We start from the raw sequence: 15,618 nt of genomic DNA on the forward strand, positions 1-15,618 counted from the left end.
CCTCCTGTGATGGCTGAAAAACCGGGAGCCGGGGGCGAAAGTTCCGAGAAAATCCTTATCTTGCGGTCGGAGCGCCGCCGCAGGCTTGCGATATGCCGTTGACCCGACAGGCGTTTTCGTGTCCTTTCGCCGCGATCCAAATACCAGAAACCGAAGATTTCCGGCCTGACGTGTCCATGACCAACGAGCGCTACAACGCCCGCGACGCCGAGCCCCGCTGGCAGAAAGTGTGGGACGAGCGCGGCATCTTCGCGACGAAGAACGACGACCCGCGTCCGAAATATTACGTGCTCGAGATGTTCCCCTACCCGTCCGGGCGCATCCATATGGGGCACGTGCGCAACTACACGATGGGCGACGTCGTTGCGCGCTACAAGCGCGCTGCCGGCTTCAACGTGCTGCATCCGATGGGCTGGGACGCCTTCGGCATGCCGGCGGAAAACGCCGCGATGGCGAACAAGGTCCATCCGAAGACGTGGACCTACGAAAACATCGCGACGATGAAGAAGCAACTCAAGTCGATGGGACTCTCTCTCGACTGGGCGCGCGAGATCGCAACCTGCGATCCGTCTTACTACAAACATCAGCAGCGGATGTTTCTCGACTTCCTCAAGGCGGGGCTGGTCGAGCGCAAGCAGTCGAAGGTGAACTGGGACCCGGTCGATCAGACCGTGCTCGCAAACGAGCAGGTGATTGATGGACGCGGCTGGCGAAGCGGCGCGGAAGTCGAGCAGCGCGAACTGACGCAATGGTTCTTCAAGATCAGCGACTATTCGCAAGAGCTGCTCGACGCCATCGATACGCTCGACCGCTGGCCGGACAAGGTACGGCTCATGCAGCGCAACTGGATCGGCCGCTCGGAAGGCCTGCTGGTCCGTTTTGCGCTCGATGCGAAGACGACGCCGAACGGCGAGAGCGAGCTGGAAATCTTCACTACGCGCCAGGACACCTTGTTCGGCGCCAAGTTCATGGCGCTCTCTCCTGACCATCCTTTGGCGCAGGCGGCGGCGGCCAAGAATCCCAAGCTCGCGGCCTTCATCGCCGAGTGCAAGAAGCACGGCACCGCGCAGGAGGTCATCGACAAGGCGGAGAAGCTCGGCTTCGACACCGGCATCAAGGCGGTGCATCCCTTCGATCCGAACTGGACGCTGCCGGTCTATGTCGCGAATTTCATCCTGATGGATTACGGCACCGGCGCGATCTTCGGCTGCCCGGCGCACGACCAACGCGACCTCGATTTCGTCAATAAATACGGGCTCGGCAACGTGCCGGTGGTGTGCCCGGAAGGCCAGGACCCGAAGACCTTCGTGATCACCGATACCGCCTATGATGGCGATGGCCGCATGATCAATTCGCGCTTTCTCGATGGAATGACCATTCCGGAAGCGAAGGAGGAAGTCGCGAAGCGGCTGGAAAGCGAAACGCGCGGCAACCAGCCGGTGGCGCAGCGGCAGGTGAATTTCCGCCTGCGCGACTGGGGCATTTCGCGCCAGCGCTACTGGGGCTGCCCGATCCCGATCATTCACTGCGAGGCCTGCGGCGTCGTGCCGGTGCCGGTGAAGGACCTGCCGGTGACGCTGCCGGAGGACATCGAGTTCGACCGGCCCGGTAATCCGCTCGACCGCCATCCCACATGGAAGCATGTCGCCTGTCCGCAATGCGGAAAGACGGCGCGGCGCGAGACTGACACCATGGACACCTTCGTCGACTCGTCCTGGTATTTCGCGCGCTTCACCGATCCCTGGATAGACGCGCCGACCGACCGCGAGGCGGTCGATTCCTGGCTGCCGGTCGATCAATATATCGGCGGCATCGAGCACGCGATCCTGCACCTGCTCTATTCACGCTTCTTCACCCGCGCGATGAAGGAGACCGGCCACAGCGGTCTCGACGAGCCCTTTGCCGGCCTGTTCACGCAGGGCATGGTGGTGCACGAGACCTATCGCACCGTCGACGGCAATTTCGTCACGCCGGCGGAAGTGAAGATCGAAGGCACCGGCGACCAGCGCCACGCGGCGTTGATCGCAACCGGCGCGCCGGTGGAGATCGGCTCGATCGAGAAGATGTCGAAGTCGAAGCGCAACACCGTCGATCCGGACGACATTATCGAGACCTACGGCGCCGACACCGCGCGCTGGTTCATGCTGTCCGACTCGCCGCCCGAGCGCGACGTGATCTGGACCGAGGAGCGCGTGCAGGGCGCCTCACGCTTCGTGCAGCGGCTGTGGCGGTTGATCAACGAATGCAATGAAGTCGCGAAATCGGCGCCCGCGGAGCGCCCGGCGGAATTCGGCGAGCCCGCGCTGAAGCTGCGCAAGGCGGCGCATGGCGCGCTGTCCAAGGTCTCCAGCGAGATCGAAAAGCTGCACTTCAACGTCTGCCTCGCGCATATCCGCGAATTCGCCAATGCGCTGAGCGATGCGATCGAGACGGTCGCCGAAGGCAAGGCCTCGCCCGACCTCGCCTGGGCGGTGCGCGAGGCGGCCGATATCCTGGTGCCGCTGTTCCACCCGATGATGCCGCACCTCGCCGAGGAATGCTGGGCGGCGCTTGGCCACACCACGCTGATCGCGCAGACCCCCTGGCCGCAGATCGAGGCCGCCCTGCTGATCGAGGACACCATCACCCTGCCGGTCCAGGTCAACGGCAAGAAACGGGCGGATGTGACAATTGCCCGCGATGCCGCAAATTCCGACATTGAGGCTGCCGTCTTAACCCTTGATGCGGTAAAGAAGGCGCTGGACGGGAAGGCTCCCAAAAAAGTCATCGTTGTCCCGCAGAGGATCGTGAATGTGGTGGCGTGAAATGGGCTTGGGACGGGTGAGGATCGCGCTGGCGCTGCTCTGCGCCGGGCTGGTCGGCGGCTGTTTCCAGCCGCTTTACGGCCAGCGCTCTACCGCGGGCGGCCCCTCGATCGTCAGCCAGCTCAGCGCCGTCGAAGTCCAGCCGATTGACGCAGCCAACGGCACCCCGGAAGCGCGCCTTGGCGTCGAAGTCCGCAATGCCCTGATCTACGATCTGACCGGCGGCAGCGGCGGAACGTCGCCGACGCACAGGCTGAAGATTCAGCTTTCCGCCAGCCGCCAGCAGGTGATTGTCGACATCACCACCGCGCGCCCGGACGTGGAAAATTACGGCATCGATGCGACCTATACCCTTGTCGAACTGGCGACCGGGAAGGTCGTCGTGACCGGCCGCACCTTCTCGCGCGTGTCCTACGATATTCCCGGCCAGCAGCAGCGCTTCGCCCGCCAGCGCGGCCTGCGCGACGCCGAGAACCGCGCCGCCTCTGTGATTGCCGAGAATATCAAGTCGCGCCTGGCGTCGTATTTTGTGACGGGCGGCTAGGGCGGTTACAGCAGCATGCTCTGCTCAATATCCGTCACCCTGAGGCGCGAGCGAAGCGAGCCTCGAAGGGCGGCGGCCCGTGCTCCTCATCCTTCGAGGCCCACGTTACGCGCGAGCACCTCAGGATGACGGAGAAAGACATCAGTCGCGGTATGTCATGGTCGCACTGAAGAGCCGGGACGCTGACGCCTTTCTCGCCCGGCCGGATGCCGCGCGGTCGGTCGTTCTGATCTACGGCCCCGATGCCGGCCTTGTGCGCGAGCGCATCGACACGCTGGTGAAGCTCTCGGTCAACAATGCCGACGATCCCTTCTCCTTCGTCCGCATCGATGGCGACGATCTCGCCTCCGACCCGCAGCGCCTGATCGAGGAGGCCTCGACCATTCCGCTGTTCGGCGGACGGCGTGCGATCCTGGTACGGACCGGCAGCCGCAACATCGCGCCGGCGGTCGAACCCCTGCTCTCTTCGCAGATCACAGATTGCCGCGTTCTGATCGAAGCCGGCGATCTCAAGCGCAACGCGCCGTTGCGCACCTTGTGCGAGCGCGCCAAGACCGCCGCCGTCATCGCCTGCTATGCCGACGACGATCGCAGTCTCGGCCGCTTGCTCGACGACGAATTGCGCGCCGCGAAACTCACCATCGCCCCCGATGCGCGCGCCGCTTTGCTGCCGCTGCTTGGCGGCGACCGCCGCGCCACGCGCGGCGAGATCCAGAAGCTCATCCTGTATGTCACAGGCCGCGACCGCGTGACACTCGATGACGTGCTCAACGTCATCGCCGACGCCTCGGCGGAAGCGCTCGACGGCATCGTCGATTCCGCTTTCACTGGAAAGCTTGCGGATGTCGAAACCGAATTCGCCAAGGCGCGGGCCGCCGGCACGCATCCCGGCGTGATCCTGTCGGCAGCGTTGCGGCAATTGTCGCAGGTGCACAAGCTGCGGCTTGCCGCCGATGCCGGACAGGGCATTGCCGCCGCCGTTGAAAGCGCCCGGCCGCCGATTCATTTCAGCCGCAAGGCGCAGGTTGAAATGGCAGTGAAGAGCTGGAGCGGCGAGAAACTGTTGCAGGCGATGCAGCAGCTCGCGCGCGCCGTGCTCGACAGTCGGCGCCAGCCCATGCTCGCCGAAACGATCGCGCAGCGCACCTTGATGTCTCTGGCGACGGCCGCGCGGCAGCGGAAATAGCATCCTGATTTGGCCAGCGCGTTACATCGACGACAGAGCCAGCCCATCCGCGCATTCCTCCGGCGTGCCATTCCAGTGACCATAGCTTTCGGCGGCTTCCACGCAAACGTCTGATGGTCTGACGAGCGGCGTTCCCGCCGCTATCGGCGTGCCGACGTCGCGAAAGAATCGGCCCTGCCTGGACGTGCTGATCACAATCATGACGGCCGGTTGCCGGGCACGATTCCGAAAGGCGTGCTTGGCGCCGGGCGGTATATGAAAGACGTCACCGGCTTTGATCCGCACCCACTGCGGCGTCTCGCCCATCGCTACCTGGTGTCGCTCGCAATGACATCGCGGCGAAAATAGAGGCTGTCAATAACCGGACAGAACGTTCAGGTGGCGAGGCGCTCGCAAGCCACCGACAGTCTTATGCTGAGACCTTCCGGCTTCCAGTCCCGAACGATATCGCCTGCCAATGCATGCTGTACCGTGTTTCGGCTCAGCAGCGTACCGAATCCCTCGATATTGCCCCGAACGACACGCGGACCGCCGTGTTCGCTCCAGAGGAGGACGCAATGCTCTTCGTCCTTTGAGGACTCGATTTTGATCCGGCCCGTCGCCGTCGACAAGGCTCCGTACTTGGCTGCGTTTGTGGTAAACTCATGCAGCAACAGGGCCATGTTGGTCGCCGCGCGGGGTCCAATGCAAAAGTCGACTCCACTGATCGTGACGCGCGAGTGATCGGGATCGTAAGGCGAAACGATCGCTTTGATGAGCGCATGCAGCGCCGTCTCTTTTTCTGTCGTTGCCGCTTCGAACGTGCGCGGCAAAGTGAGCTCGTGTGCACGCGCCAGCGCGGCCAGCCGGTCCCGCACCGCGGATGCCAATGCTGCCGGCGTTTTCGCTGAGCGCGCGCTCAGCGTGACCAGGCTGCTCGCAAGCGTCATCAGGTTCTTCACCCGGTGATTCATTTCCCTCAGCAGCAAATGTTGCTGCTCTTCCGACCGCCGCCGTTCGCTGATGTCGCGGGCAATCTTCGACGCGCCGATGATCCGGCCGTCGGTGTCCTTCACCGGCGAAACCGTCAATGAAATGTCGATGAGGCGCCCATCCTTGCGCCGGCGGACCGTCTCATAATGATCCACCCGTTCGCCGCGTTGGATGCGAGCGAGAATGCGCGGTGCTTCGTCCTTGCGGTCGTCCGGATACAGGATCGTCACCGGTCTGCCGACCACCTCTTCGGCCGCGTAACCGAAGAGGTGCGCCGCACCGTTGTTCCAGCTTTGGATAACGCCGTTGAGGTCTTTCCAGAAGATTGCGTCATCGGACGATTCGACAATGGCGGCGAGACGCTGGGCCGTCAGGTCTGCCCGGCGGCGCTGCTCCAGCTCGGTCTCTGCGGAGCGAAGGAGCGAAGCGTTTTCGGTCGCCAGCGTCGCAAGCTCATCAGCCTGTTGGCGCAGCATCTGCTCCGACTGCTTGCGGTGCGTGATATCCACCAACATGTTTACGGCGCCGATCAGTTCGCCGGAGCTGTCGAATATCGGCGTCGGATACGGAATGAACAACACGCGCGTGCCGTCCGGACGCTCTGCGACGGCTTCCACTCCGCGGATAGGGCGCCGTTGCTTCAGCGCCATCGCCGTCGGGCACCCGTCGTGCGGCATTGGCGTGCCGTCCGGCCAATAGAGCTTCCATGAGCCGCACCATTCGTTGGTGCCAAGCTCCGGGCGATGTCCCCACAGGTCTGCCGCGGCTTCGTTGTAGTAGGTGATGCGACCGTCTGCGTCGGTCATATAGACGGCAGCCGGCAATGCATCGAGAACGTCGCTGAGCCCCCGCTCGTCCTCGCGGCGTCGCGCCGTTACATCCGAGATGAAAAGCCCGCCCATTCGGCCTCCATGTATGCGAAGCTCTTCCGCGAATGGGCTACCCGAAACTGAGTGACCTGGAAAGATGTAATATCGACCGGCTCAACCATCAGTAGCGGCCGACGCCCCCTGCGGTAACGCAGCCCGCCGAAGTGAGTTCCCAGTCAGTTTCGCGAGTGCAGCCTGCAAGCGGGACTTCACATTACCTATGCAGCAAGTCGGCGCGGGCAACACTCTTCGTGCGCTCTCTTCGTGCGCTACCGGCCGGATTTCCCCGCATCCAGCTTGCCCAGGACAAGTTTACGCTTTGGTCGAGTGCCAGGGTTGGCTGGCCGGAACCGCGCTATCCCCCACCCTCCAGCCGCTTGATCACTTCATCAAGCTGCTCCAGCGTCTTGTACTTGATCTGCACCTGGCCGCCGCGCGAGCCGTGCTTGATCTCAACCGCGAGCCCCAGCGCGTCCGACAACCGCTTCTCGGCCGCCGCGGTGTCGGCATCCTTGCGCGCCTTTGCCTTGCTTTTCTTCGGCGCCGCCTTGGCATTGTCCTGCCGCAGGGCTTCCGCCTGCCGCACATTCAGCCCGCGATTGACGATGTCCTGCGCCAGTTCTTCCGGGTTGGGCTGGCCGACCAGTGCGCGTGCGTGACCCGCGGACAGCTTGCCTTCTGAAATGAAGATCTTCACGGAGTCCGGCAGTTTCAGCAGGCGCAATGTATTGGCGACGTGGCTGCGGCTCTTGCCGACGATGGAGGCGATATCGTCCTGGCTGTGCTTGTAGTCAGTCGCCAGCGATTGATAGCCAGCCGCCTCTTCCAGCGGATTGAGATCGGTGCGCTGCACGTTCTCGATGATCGCGAGTTCAAGCGCCTCGGCGTCGCCGACATCAAGCAGCACGATGGGGACGTCATGCAGGCCGGCTTTCTGCGCGGCGCGCCAGCGGCGTTCGCCGGCGATGATCTCGTAGGCGTCCTTGCCGCTCTTCAGCGCGCGCACCACGATCGGCTGGATGATGCCGCGCTCCTTGATCGATTGCGACAGCTCGGTGAGATCGTCATCTGCGAAGGTACGGCGCGGATTGCGCGGGCTTGGCGTGATCTGTTCGATCGGCACGCGCCGCGGCGTGCGCGGCCCTGTGCGCTCGGTGACGGCGGATTCGGCTCCGACGTCGCCCATCAGCGCCGCCAGTCCGCGCCCCAGACGTGATCGCGTTTCTTCGGCCATTGCAGCCGCTCCTGCCAGCTTGTTCACAGCGAGCCTCTCCGTTCACTTTCTTCTTCGTCATGCTTGCGATGACAAGCGGGCATGACGTGCCCAATAAAATATTGTCGAGGTCAGCTCGCCGCACAGAGCTCCTTCTCGCGTTGAATGATTTCGGTCGCGAGCCGCAGATAGGCTTCGCTGCCGACGCACTTGAGATCATAAACGAGAACCGGCTTGCCGTAGGACGGCGCCTCGGAGATGCGCACGTTGCGCGGAATTATCGTATCGTAAACCTTGCGGCCCATGAATTCGCGCACGTCGGCGACCACCTGGTTCGATAAATTGTTGCGCGAGTCGAACATGGTCAGCACGATGCCGTGGATACTGAGATCGGGATTGAGCGTCTGCTTCACCTGCTCGACCGTCTGCAGCAATTGCGACAAACCTTCGAGCGCGAAGAACTCGCATTGCAGCGGAACGAGAATCGCGTTCGACGCCGCCATCGCATTCACGGTGAGAAGATTGAGCGAGGGCGGACAATCGACCAGCACATAAGTGTAGTCGCTCGTCCTGTTGCCGCTATTGAGCGCCGCGATTGCATTGCGCAGGCGGAAGGCGCGGTCGCGCGCGGTCGAGATTTCAAGCTCGATCCCGGACAGATCCATGGTCGAGGGCGCAATATGCAGACGCGGCACCGCCGTGTGCAGGATCGAGTCGCGCAACTGCGCTTCGCCGATAAGCACATCGTAGGTCGAGCATTCGCGGTTGCGGCGATCAATGCCGAGACCGGTCGACGCGTTGCCTTGTGGATCAAGATCGATGATCAGCACCCGCTCGCCGATGGCGGCCAGTGCCGTGCCCAGATTGATCGCGGTTGTGGTCTTGCCGACCCCGCCCTTCTGGTTGGCGAGCGCCAGGATGCGAGGGCTCTTCACTTTTTCGTGATCGAGGCCGGCGGCCATGCCGGGTGTCTCCAGCTCGGGGGAGAGGGGCGCATCATCGTCTATCATCATGGCGAATTCCGACCGGATCGCTAGGAAATTTGGGCGAGCTTTCGGACCACGACAATCTGACCGTCCGGATTGGTCAGACTCGGGACCAAGTCATGCTCAAATTTCCAATATTTAGAGGCTTGGGTCAATTCCGCACCTACATCTTGACCTTTGGGAAAGAGGCCGACCGCACCGGTTTTCAACAGCGGATAGGCCAGTTCCAGCAGGTCGGCCAACGGAGCGAGGGCGCGTGCCGATACCACATCCGGGCGCCCAGAAAAGTCGTCCGCAAAATCCTCGATTCGCATCGCATGCACTTTGGCCGGCGCGCCGGTGACGCGGGCGGCCTCCCGGAGGAAGGCCGCCTTCTTCTGATTGCTCTCCACGAGGTGAACTTCCGCGCCCGCATGCTCGGCGAGCGAGCATGCGATGATCATGCCCGGAAAACCCCCACCAGAGCCCAGATCAACCCAGAGGATCGGGGTTTCTATGAGCATTAAAAGCTGCAGCGAATCGGCGATATGGCGCGTCCAGAGCTTCGGAAGCGTGGACGGCGCGACCAGATTTATGGAGTTTTGCCAATGGATTAGCAGCTCCACGAAGCGGTCCAGCCGCATCAGTGTTTCATGTGAAACAGGGGTCAGTTCCAGCGCCTTGATCCGGTCCGCAGCCAGTTCCAGAGTGAAATTCGGCTTTGTTTTCATGCCTTTGCGGCATTGCGCCGGCTGTTCCGGCGCAGATGCGCGGCAACCAGTGTCAGCGCGGCCGGCGTCATGCCGTCAATGCGGCCAGCATGGCCGATGGTGCGGGGGCGGTGGGTCTGAAGCTTCTGGCGGGCTTCGTTCGACAGGCCAGTTATGGCCGCATAATCAAGGTCATCCGGCAATTCGAAGGACTCGTCTCGACGATAGGCAGCGACATCCGCCGCCTGGCGCGACAGATAAACGTCGTATTTGGCGTCGATTTCAAGCTGTTCGGCGATCTTGGGCGGCAGCTCGTCAAGCTGCGGCCAGATCCGGACCACATCCGCCAGCACGATATTTGGGTAGGACAGAAGCTCGAAGGCCGTGCGGCGATGGCCGTCTTTCTTGAGCGAAAGTCCGTACTTATCGGCCTCTGACGGAGATACCGAGACCGAGCGGGCCAGCGCCCGTGCAGCGTCCAACGCACAGGCCTTGGCGCGATAATGGTCCCGGCGCGCCGTGCCGACGCAGCCAATCGCAATGCCCTTTTCCGTCAGCCGCTGATCGGCATTGTCGGCCCGCAGCGCCAGACGATATTCGGCGCGCGAGGTGAACATCCGGTAGGGCTCGCTGACCCCGCGGGTGACCAAATCGTCAATCATCACACCCAGATAGCCTTCGGCGCGGTCAAAAATGATCGGAGCGCTGCCGGACGCGCGGGCGGCGGCGTTTAGCCCCGCGACTAGCCCCTGCGCCGCGGCCTCTTCATAACCGGTGGTGCCGTTGATCTGACCGGCCAGGAAAAGCCCCGTCACCACGCGGGTTTCCAGTGTCGGGTTCAGCTCGCGCGGATCCACGTGGTCGTATTCGATGGCATAGCCGGGCCGGATGATGTGGGCCCTTTCCAGTCCCGGAATCGAGGCCACCACCGCACGCTGGACATCCTCCGGGAGCGACGTGGAAATCCCGTTCGGATAGACGGTGTGGTCATCAAGTCCTTCTGGCTCGAGGAAAATCTGGTGCCCGTCGCGCTCGCCGAAGCGCACGATCTTGTCCTCGATCGAGGGGCAATAGCGCGGCCCGCGGCTTTCAATTTGCCCGGAATACATGGGCGAGCGGTGCACATTGGCCCGGATCACCTCATGCGTGGCGTTGGTTGTGCGGGTGATGCCGCATTCGACCTGTGGCGTGGTGATGCGCTCGGTCAGGGTGGAGAACGGCTCCGGCGGCTCGTCGCCGGGCTGCATCTCAAGCGATTTCCAGTCGATGGTGCGGCCATCGAGGCGAGGGGGCGTGCCCGTCTTCAGGCGGCCGAGCCTCAGGCCAAGCCGTTCCAGCGACAGCGAAAGCCCGAGGGCAGGGGGTTCGCCGACCCGCCCGGCCGGGATTTTCTGCTCACCAATATGGATCAGACCACGCAAGAACGTGCCCGTGGTCAGCACCACGGCCCCGACTGAAGCTGTACGCCCGTCGGCCAGCCTGAGACCGGTCACACGGCCATGTTCGACCAGGAGATGCTCCGCTTCGGCCTCAACCACCGTCAGATTGGGCGTTTCCTGGATCGCCCGCTGCATCATCGCCGCATAAAGTCTGCGATCGGCCTGTGCACGGGGCCCACGCACCGCCGGGCCCTTGCGGCGGTTTAGGACCCGGAACTGAATGCCCCCCTGATCGGCCACCCGGCCCATCAGGCCATCCAGAGCGTCGATTTCCCGCACCAGATGGCCTTTTCCGAGCCCGCCGATGGCCGGATTGCAGGACATGGCGCCGATGGTCGTGAAACGATGGGTGATGAGGGCCGTGGACACGCCCATACGCGCGGCCGCAGCGGCTGCTTCACAGCCGGCGTGGCCGCCGCCGATCACGATGACGTCGAAACGCAGATCCATCAGATGCCTCGAATGGCGCCTATTTACGCGAGGCTTTCGTTGCGGTCAAAAGTGGACGTTTCACGTGAAACGCCGCTGTGTAACGCCTGATTAACCATAAAAAGCGGCTTGTTCCACCCGTCGTGCCGCCGCCTCCTGGCGATCCCGGCTCGTCCAGTGCATTTTCGACGGCAGCTCGCTTCCACGCCGGAAGAGATAAGGCGCCCGATGAGCCGATCCATCCCCGATCCCAGGGTCAGAGTTTGGATGCGGCGAGATTGAAAGCGCCTAGGTGCAGTTTGGCTGGCGTGGGCCGTTTCCATCAGTGCGGCATGGCTGACCCCACCCCACCCTCCCCTTTTATTGGGAGGGAGCCGACCGCCGTCGCGGGCGAAGTCTCGACCGACGGTGGCAAAGGTCAGAGCCGGTACGTCGTCCTAAAGCCGCCCCAATGCTTGCCGTTCACCCGGATCGGCGCGTCGATCTCCTGCATCATAATGGTGATGCCGTTGCCCATGTCGCGCAGATAGTTCTGGATCAGATAGGGCCGGGTGTTGCGGGCGGCGGCGAGGCCTGCACGGTCGTCAAAAATACGCCGATTGCGGCTGTTCGCCGTATTCCAGGCAGTGTCGCCCGGCCGTTGCGGGTGCGAATAGACTTTGTTGTGGACAGGCAAATAGGCGTTCCGGTCGACCGCCGCGCAGAGAATCATACGCTCGTCACTCGCACGCAGCGGCTCCTGGATTTCGGGCAGCACCGTTTCCATCCAATCGAGAAAACGCGTGCGATACTGCTGCGGATTTGTGCCCTCGATCGGCATGTAGGCGGTGTCGAAAAGCTGATCCTCGGTGATGACGCCGCGCGCGAGACCATCCTCGAAGACCGCGGAAATCCGTTTCGCGGTCGCAATCGCGCGTTCGATGAATTCCCGGTTCTCGCTGCGGATTGCTTCCAGCTTGTTGTTCAAAGCGGCGCGCGCATTTGGCGCAAGATCAACAAAGCGTAGATGCAGTCCGAGATGCGAGTGATTGACGACCTCGACATCACAGCCACCAAGCCCGGCGATCTCCGCTCTGACCTTGTCGCCGGCGACAATCGCATGCGCATCAGCAAGCCGCATAAGCGCGCCGCCTTCCGATAGGTCGGCGGTCCGGCCCTCGATGGCGCCTGAGCGTCCCTGCAGGTTGATGGCAAGATCGCATGGCAGACGATCGTGACGGCGCCGGTCGCCGATTTCCGTCTGGCGCAGAAAGATCACGCAGCGTGTTTTCAGTTTTTCCGCCAATGTCAGCACTTCCGTTCCGGACGCGTCGGCGTTGGCGGCGTGCGCCATCGTGTCCGCAGTCGACGCCTGGATATCGCTCGCGCCATCGGCGACCATCGCAACAAAACTCGACGTCTCGCCGGCGCTGGTGGACAGATTGTTGGCGGTGACGATCTGCTGCTCGACGGCGCCTGCGACCGCGCTGAACATGGGCCTGATCGTATCGATGATCTGCGCGATACGCTGAACAGCGTCGATCAGAGCCGCCGCATCATTCTGCAGCATGCTGATCTTGCGCTTGATGTCGTCGGTCGCCTGCTGCGTCTGCACCGACAGCTCCTTCACCTCCGCCGCGACGACGGCAAAGCCCTTGCCGATATCGCCTGCGCGCGCAGCTTCGATTGTCGCGTTGAGCGCGAGCAAATTGGTCTGCTTGGTGATCCTCTCGATCAGCGCCACAACCTGGCCAATCTGGGCCGAAGAGGAGCGAAGCCCGTCGATCGTCTGCGTCGCCGCCGACGTCGCCGCGCCGGCTTCGCCCGCCAGGGCGTCGGCCTCGCGCACGCGCCGTCCGACTTCATTGAACGATTGCGCGAGCTCTTCGCTGGAGTGAGCGAACTGGACTGCATTGAACTTGGCGTCCTGCGACTGCGCGACCAGCGTTTCCGTGCGGCCGCGAATGGTGTTGAGCGACTCCGCGGACGCGCGCGCGCCAAGGCGCACTTTTTCGGCGGCCTGTTCGACGGCGCGGATCATCGTGCCAAGATCGATTTCAAGAAGATCGACTGTCTCGCGAATCGCCCACAGACGATCGGAAACGACCGGCGCAATCGGCGCATGCTGCCCGATCATATCGGTCGCGTTGGTGTCTACCGCATGCCGCTGTGCGGTCATGGCAGTCGCCTCCATTCAACGCCACGACGGTTCTGCGATCGTTCGAAGCGTTGTGCGATTCGTATCCCGGCGCAAACCTACCGGACTTCAGATGCCGGTACCATCGCACTAAGGACGCAGGTCTCGTTGCAAGGCGATCATTATTTGCCGATGCAGAAATCGCGGAAGATCACGTCGAGAATATCCTCCACATCGACGCGCCCGGTCAGCCGTCCCAATGCACGCGCCGCCATCCGCAACTCTTCGGCAAAGACATCCTCACGCACCGCATCGGCGATGGCGCGCTCAAGTGAGGACGCCGCTTCTTCCAGCAATCGGCGCTGACGTTCGCGCGTCACCAATGCCGGCTCAAGCGCGCCCATATTGTCCCGCGCGAACACAGTGAGCGCCGAGAGAAGTTGCGCCATGCCTTCGCCGGTTTCCGCTGACAGCCGGTATTCATGCGGGCCCGGTCTGGTGTCGCCGGGAGGCAGAATGTCGATCTTGTTGCGCACAAGCCATTGCTGCGCCGCGCCGGGCGCGGCTCCGGCATCAGTCATCGGGGCTCCGGTCTCGGTGACCCAGAGCACCAGATCCGCCGCGGCCGCTCTTGCACGCGCGCGGGCAACACCCTCGCGTTCGACGGGATCGTCTGTGTCGCGGATGCCGGCGGTATCAAGCAAGGTCACGGGATAACCGTCGAGATCGAGGTGCACTTCGATCACGTCGCGCGTCGTACCAGCATAGGGCGAAACGATCGCAGCCTCGCGGCGCGCGATGCGGTTGAGCAAAGTCGACTTGCCGGCATTGGGCGGACCCGCGATTGCCACCACCAACCCTTCGCGCAAACGCTCGCCCCGCTTCGCGTCAGTGAGCGCGTCACGCATCTCGCGCGCGAGCTCGCGCACCATAGCCAGCGAACGTTGTTGAACATCGCTGGCGACGTCGGCCTCGTCGGAAAAATCGATGCCGGCCTCGGCCAGCGCCTGCGCCTCGATGATCCGCTTGCGCCAGGTTTCGGCGCGGTTGCCGAGCAGCCCCTGCAACTGCCGCAGCGCCTGACGCCGCTGCGCCTCAGTGTCGGCGTAGATCAGATCGGCCAGGCCCTCGACGCCGGTAAGGTCCAGCTTCCCGTTCTCGAATGAGCGCCGCGTGAATTCGCCGGCCTCGGCCGGCCGCAGCCCTTCAAGCTGCGACAGCGCATCGAACACGGCGGCAATCACCGCGCGTCCGCCATGCACCTGCAATTCGGCAGTATCCTCGCCGGTTTCGCTGCGCGGCGCCGGAAAATACAGAACCAGGGCGTCGTCGATATTGCCGCCGGTACGCGGATCGCGCAGCCGCGCGAATTTAGCCTGACGCGGCTCCGGTACCTTGCCGGCCAGCGCCCGCAACGCGTCGCCGGCGCGCGGGCCAGAAATGCGAATGACCGCAACCGCCACCGGTGGCCGGCCGGAGGAAAGGGCGTAGATGGTGTCGGCTGCAGGCACGCGCTGGCTCCGATACAGGATTATTTTCCTTTCACCGGCGGCCGTGTGCAGTTTCGAACGATCCCCCGGCTGCGCGGTTAACCTGCCATAGCACCAAGAGGCCGCCATGGCACATCCGCGCAAGTCCACCGCAAAGAACACGTCATCACGGAGGAAGTCATCTGCGCGGAAAAAGACATCCGGGCGAAAATGGTCGGCGCGCGTGACGCAGCGGAGCGACGCGCTTGATCTGGAAGATAAGGTGTTCACGCAGCGGCCGCGCGAGATCGCACGTTCGCTCAAGCGCACGGCCGAACGCAGCCGGCGCCGCAAATCGTCGCCCTATCGTTCGGCGATGTCGATGCTGACTTTCTACATCAATCGCGGCGGCAGAAATCTCAGCGCGGCGAAGCGCCGCAAACTGGAAGCGGCGAAGGATGAACTGCGCGATCTGTTCGGGCGCGCGTGATGTGAGGCGCGGCGCTTGTTGTGCGGGCGCCACAATGCGCTTCACAACGTCACGCTGTACGCTGGGCGCGTTCCCAAGCCACCCGGGCGATGTCCGGACGGCGGATGCCGATCAGAGCCAGTGCGCGATCGTCAAGCCGGGACAGCCTGCACAGATTCACGTCATAGGCACGCCACTGGCGGAAAAAATGCGAAAAGCTGATCGGAAACATATCTAAAGCCTCGTAGACTTGGACAGCCGGCCTGCGGCTTTCAGCCCGATAAACCCGTCGAACGTCCCTCTGGTTCACCCTACTGGTATCGATGCTGACACAAACCCATGCAGCTTTATTTGAAAAAACATTTTGAATTTTATTGGAGGCGATCGCGCCGACGGCCTGTGGCCCATGACCGGCATCCATCCGCCGGTCCGG

12 protein-coding genes are annotated in these 15,618 nt (G+C 63.1%); 4 read left to right on the forward strand and 8 right to left on the reverse strand.

What is annotated here, in order from left to right:
- Positions 1-176: 176 nt before the first annotated feature.
- The 3 genes from leuS to holA all read left to right on the forward strand — a co-directional run bounded on the left by leuS (position 177) and on the right by holA (position 4,534).
- The gene (leuS, locus tag RO009_09320; GenBank protein MDT3685226.1) at positions 177-2,804 is read left to right on the forward strand and encodes a leucine--tRNA ligase; all 2,628 of its coding nucleotides are present in this window, start codon (positions 177-179) and stop codon (positions 2,802-2,804) included.
- A complete protein-coding gene (gene lptE, locus RO009_09325; protein MDT3685227.1) occupies positions 2,791-3,348 on the forward strand; it encodes an LPS assembly lipoprotein LptE in 558 nt (185 codons plus the stop codon). The genes leuS and lptE overlap by 14 nt, the downstream gene beginning before the upstream one ends.
- A gap of 157 nt (positions 3,349-3,505) precedes the next feature.
- Positions 3,506-4,534 carry a DNA polymerase III subunit delta gene (holA, locus tag RO009_09330; GenBank protein MDT3685228.1) on the forward strand — a complete coding sequence of 343 codons (1,029 nt, stop codon included), beginning with the start codon at positions 3,506-3,508 and terminating at the stop codon, positions 4,532-4,534.
- A 374-nt stretch (positions 4,535-4,908) separates the two neighbouring features.
- Here the strand turns inward: holA and RO009_09335 are convergent, their stop codons facing one another.
- The 7 genes from RO009_09335 to mnmE all read right to left on the reverse strand — a co-directional run bounded on the left by RO009_09335 (position 4,909) and on the right by mnmE (position 14,758).
- Positions 4,909-6,408, reverse strand: a complete 1,500-nt coding sequence (locus tag RO009_09335) for a PAS domain S-box protein (protein MDT3685229.1) — start codon at positions 6,406-6,408, stop codon at positions 4,909-4,911.
- A gap of 322 nt (positions 6,409-6,730) precedes the next feature.
- On the reverse strand, positions 6,731-7,609 hold the full coding sequence (locus RO009_09340) for a ParB/RepB/Spo0J family partition protein (GenBank protein ID MDT3685230.1): 879 nt from the start codon (positions 7,607-7,609) through the stop codon (positions 6,731-6,733).
- A 110-nt stretch (positions 7,610-7,719) separates the two neighbouring features.
- Positions 7,720-8,550, reverse strand: a complete 831-nt coding sequence (locus RO009_09345; GenBank protein ID MDT3685231.1) for a ParA family protein — start codon at positions 8,548-8,550, stop codon at positions 7,720-7,722.
- A gap of 71 nt (positions 8,551-8,621) precedes the next feature.
- A complete protein-coding gene (gene rsmG, locus RO009_09350; GenBank protein MDT3685232.1) occupies positions 8,622-9,284 on the reverse strand; it encodes a 16S rRNA (guanine(527)-N(7))-methyltransferase RsmG in 663 nt (220 codons plus the stop codon).
- Positions 9,281-11,152, reverse strand: coding sequence for a tRNA uridine-5-carboxymethylaminomethyl(34) synthesis enzyme MnmG (gene mnmG, locus RO009_09355; protein MDT3685233.1), 1,872 nt, complete (start codon positions 11,150-11,152; stop codon positions 9,281-9,283). The genes rsmG and mnmG overlap by 4 nt, the downstream gene beginning before the upstream one ends.
- A gap of 397 nt (positions 11,153-11,549) precedes the next feature.
- Positions 11,550-13,289 carry a methyl-accepting chemotaxis protein gene (locus RO009_09360; protein MDT3685234.1) on the reverse strand — a complete coding sequence of 580 codons (1,740 nt, stop codon included), beginning with the start codon at positions 13,287-13,289 and terminating at the stop codon, positions 11,550-11,552.
- 140 nt (positions 13,290-13,429) lie between these two features.
- A complete protein-coding gene (gene mnmE, locus RO009_09365; protein ID MDT3685235.1) occupies positions 13,430-14,758 on the reverse strand; it encodes a tRNA uridine-5-carboxymethylaminomethyl(34) synthesis GTPase MnmE in 1,329 nt (442 codons plus the stop codon).
- Positions 14,759-14,864: 106 nt separating this feature from the next.
- On the opposite strand from mnmE, the gene RO009_09370 reads away from it, so the two are divergent.
- Positions 14,865-15,206: a DUF3175 domain-containing protein gene (locus tag RO009_09370; protein MDT3685236.1), complete on the forward strand. Its 342-nt coding sequence runs from the start codon at positions 14,865-14,867 to the stop codon at positions 15,204-15,206.
- Between the two features lie 49 nt (positions 15,207-15,255).
- On the opposite strand, the gene RO009_09375 is transcribed toward RO009_09370, so the two are convergent.
- Positions 15,256-15,606, reverse strand: coding sequence for a hypothetical protein (locus RO009_09375; protein MDT3685237.1), 351 nt, complete (start codon positions 15,604-15,606; stop codon positions 15,256-15,258).
- Positions 15,607-15,618 lie beyond the last annotated feature (12 nt).

This window comes from Pseudorhodoplanes sp., from assembly GCA_032027085.1.
GTDB lineage: Bacteria > Pseudomonadota > Alphaproteobacteria > Rhizobiales > Xanthobacteraceae > Pseudorhodoplanes.

Coding starts and splice junctions, on each gene's coding strand:
- RO009_09360 (MDT3685234.1), bottom strand. CDS start 13,289: ATGACCGCACAGCGGCATGCGGTAGACACCAACGCGACCGATATGATC.
- RO009_09340 (MDT3685230.1), bottom strand. CDS start 7,609: ATGGCCGAAGAAACGCGATCACGTCTGGGGCGCGGACTGGCGGCGCTG.
- holA (MDT3685228.1), top strand. CDS start 3,506: ATGGTCGCACTGAAGAGCCGGGACGCTGACGCCTTTCTCGCCCGGCCG.
- RO009_09335 (MDT3685229.1), bottom strand. CDS start 6,408: ATGGGCGGGCTTTTCATCTCGGATGTAACGGCGCGACGCCGCGAGGAC.
- RO009_09370 (MDT3685236.1), top strand. CDS start 14,865: ATGGCACATCCGCGCAAGTCCACCGCAAAGAACACGTCATCACGGAGG.
- RO009_09345 (MDT3685231.1), bottom strand. CDS start 8,550: ATGGCCGCCGGCCTCGATCACGAAAAAGTGAAGAGCCCTCGCATCCTG.
- leuS (MDT3685226.1), top strand. CDS start 177: ATGACCAACGAGCGCTACAACGCCCGCGACGCCGAGCCCCGCTGGCAG.
- rsmG (MDT3685232.1), bottom strand. CDS start 9,284: ATGAAAACAAAGCCGAATTTCACTCTGGAACTGGCTGCGGACCGGATC.
- lptE (MDT3685227.1), top strand. CDS start 2,791: ATGTGGTGGCGTGAAATGGGCTTGGGACGGGTGAGGATCGCGCTGGCG.
- mnmG (MDT3685233.1), bottom strand. CDS start 11,152: ATGGATCTGCGTTTCGACGTCATCGTGATCGGCGGCGGCCACGCCGGC.
- RO009_09375 (MDT3685237.1), bottom strand. CDS start 15,606: ATGGATGCCGGTCATGGGCCACAGGCCGTCGGCGCGATCGCCTCCAAT.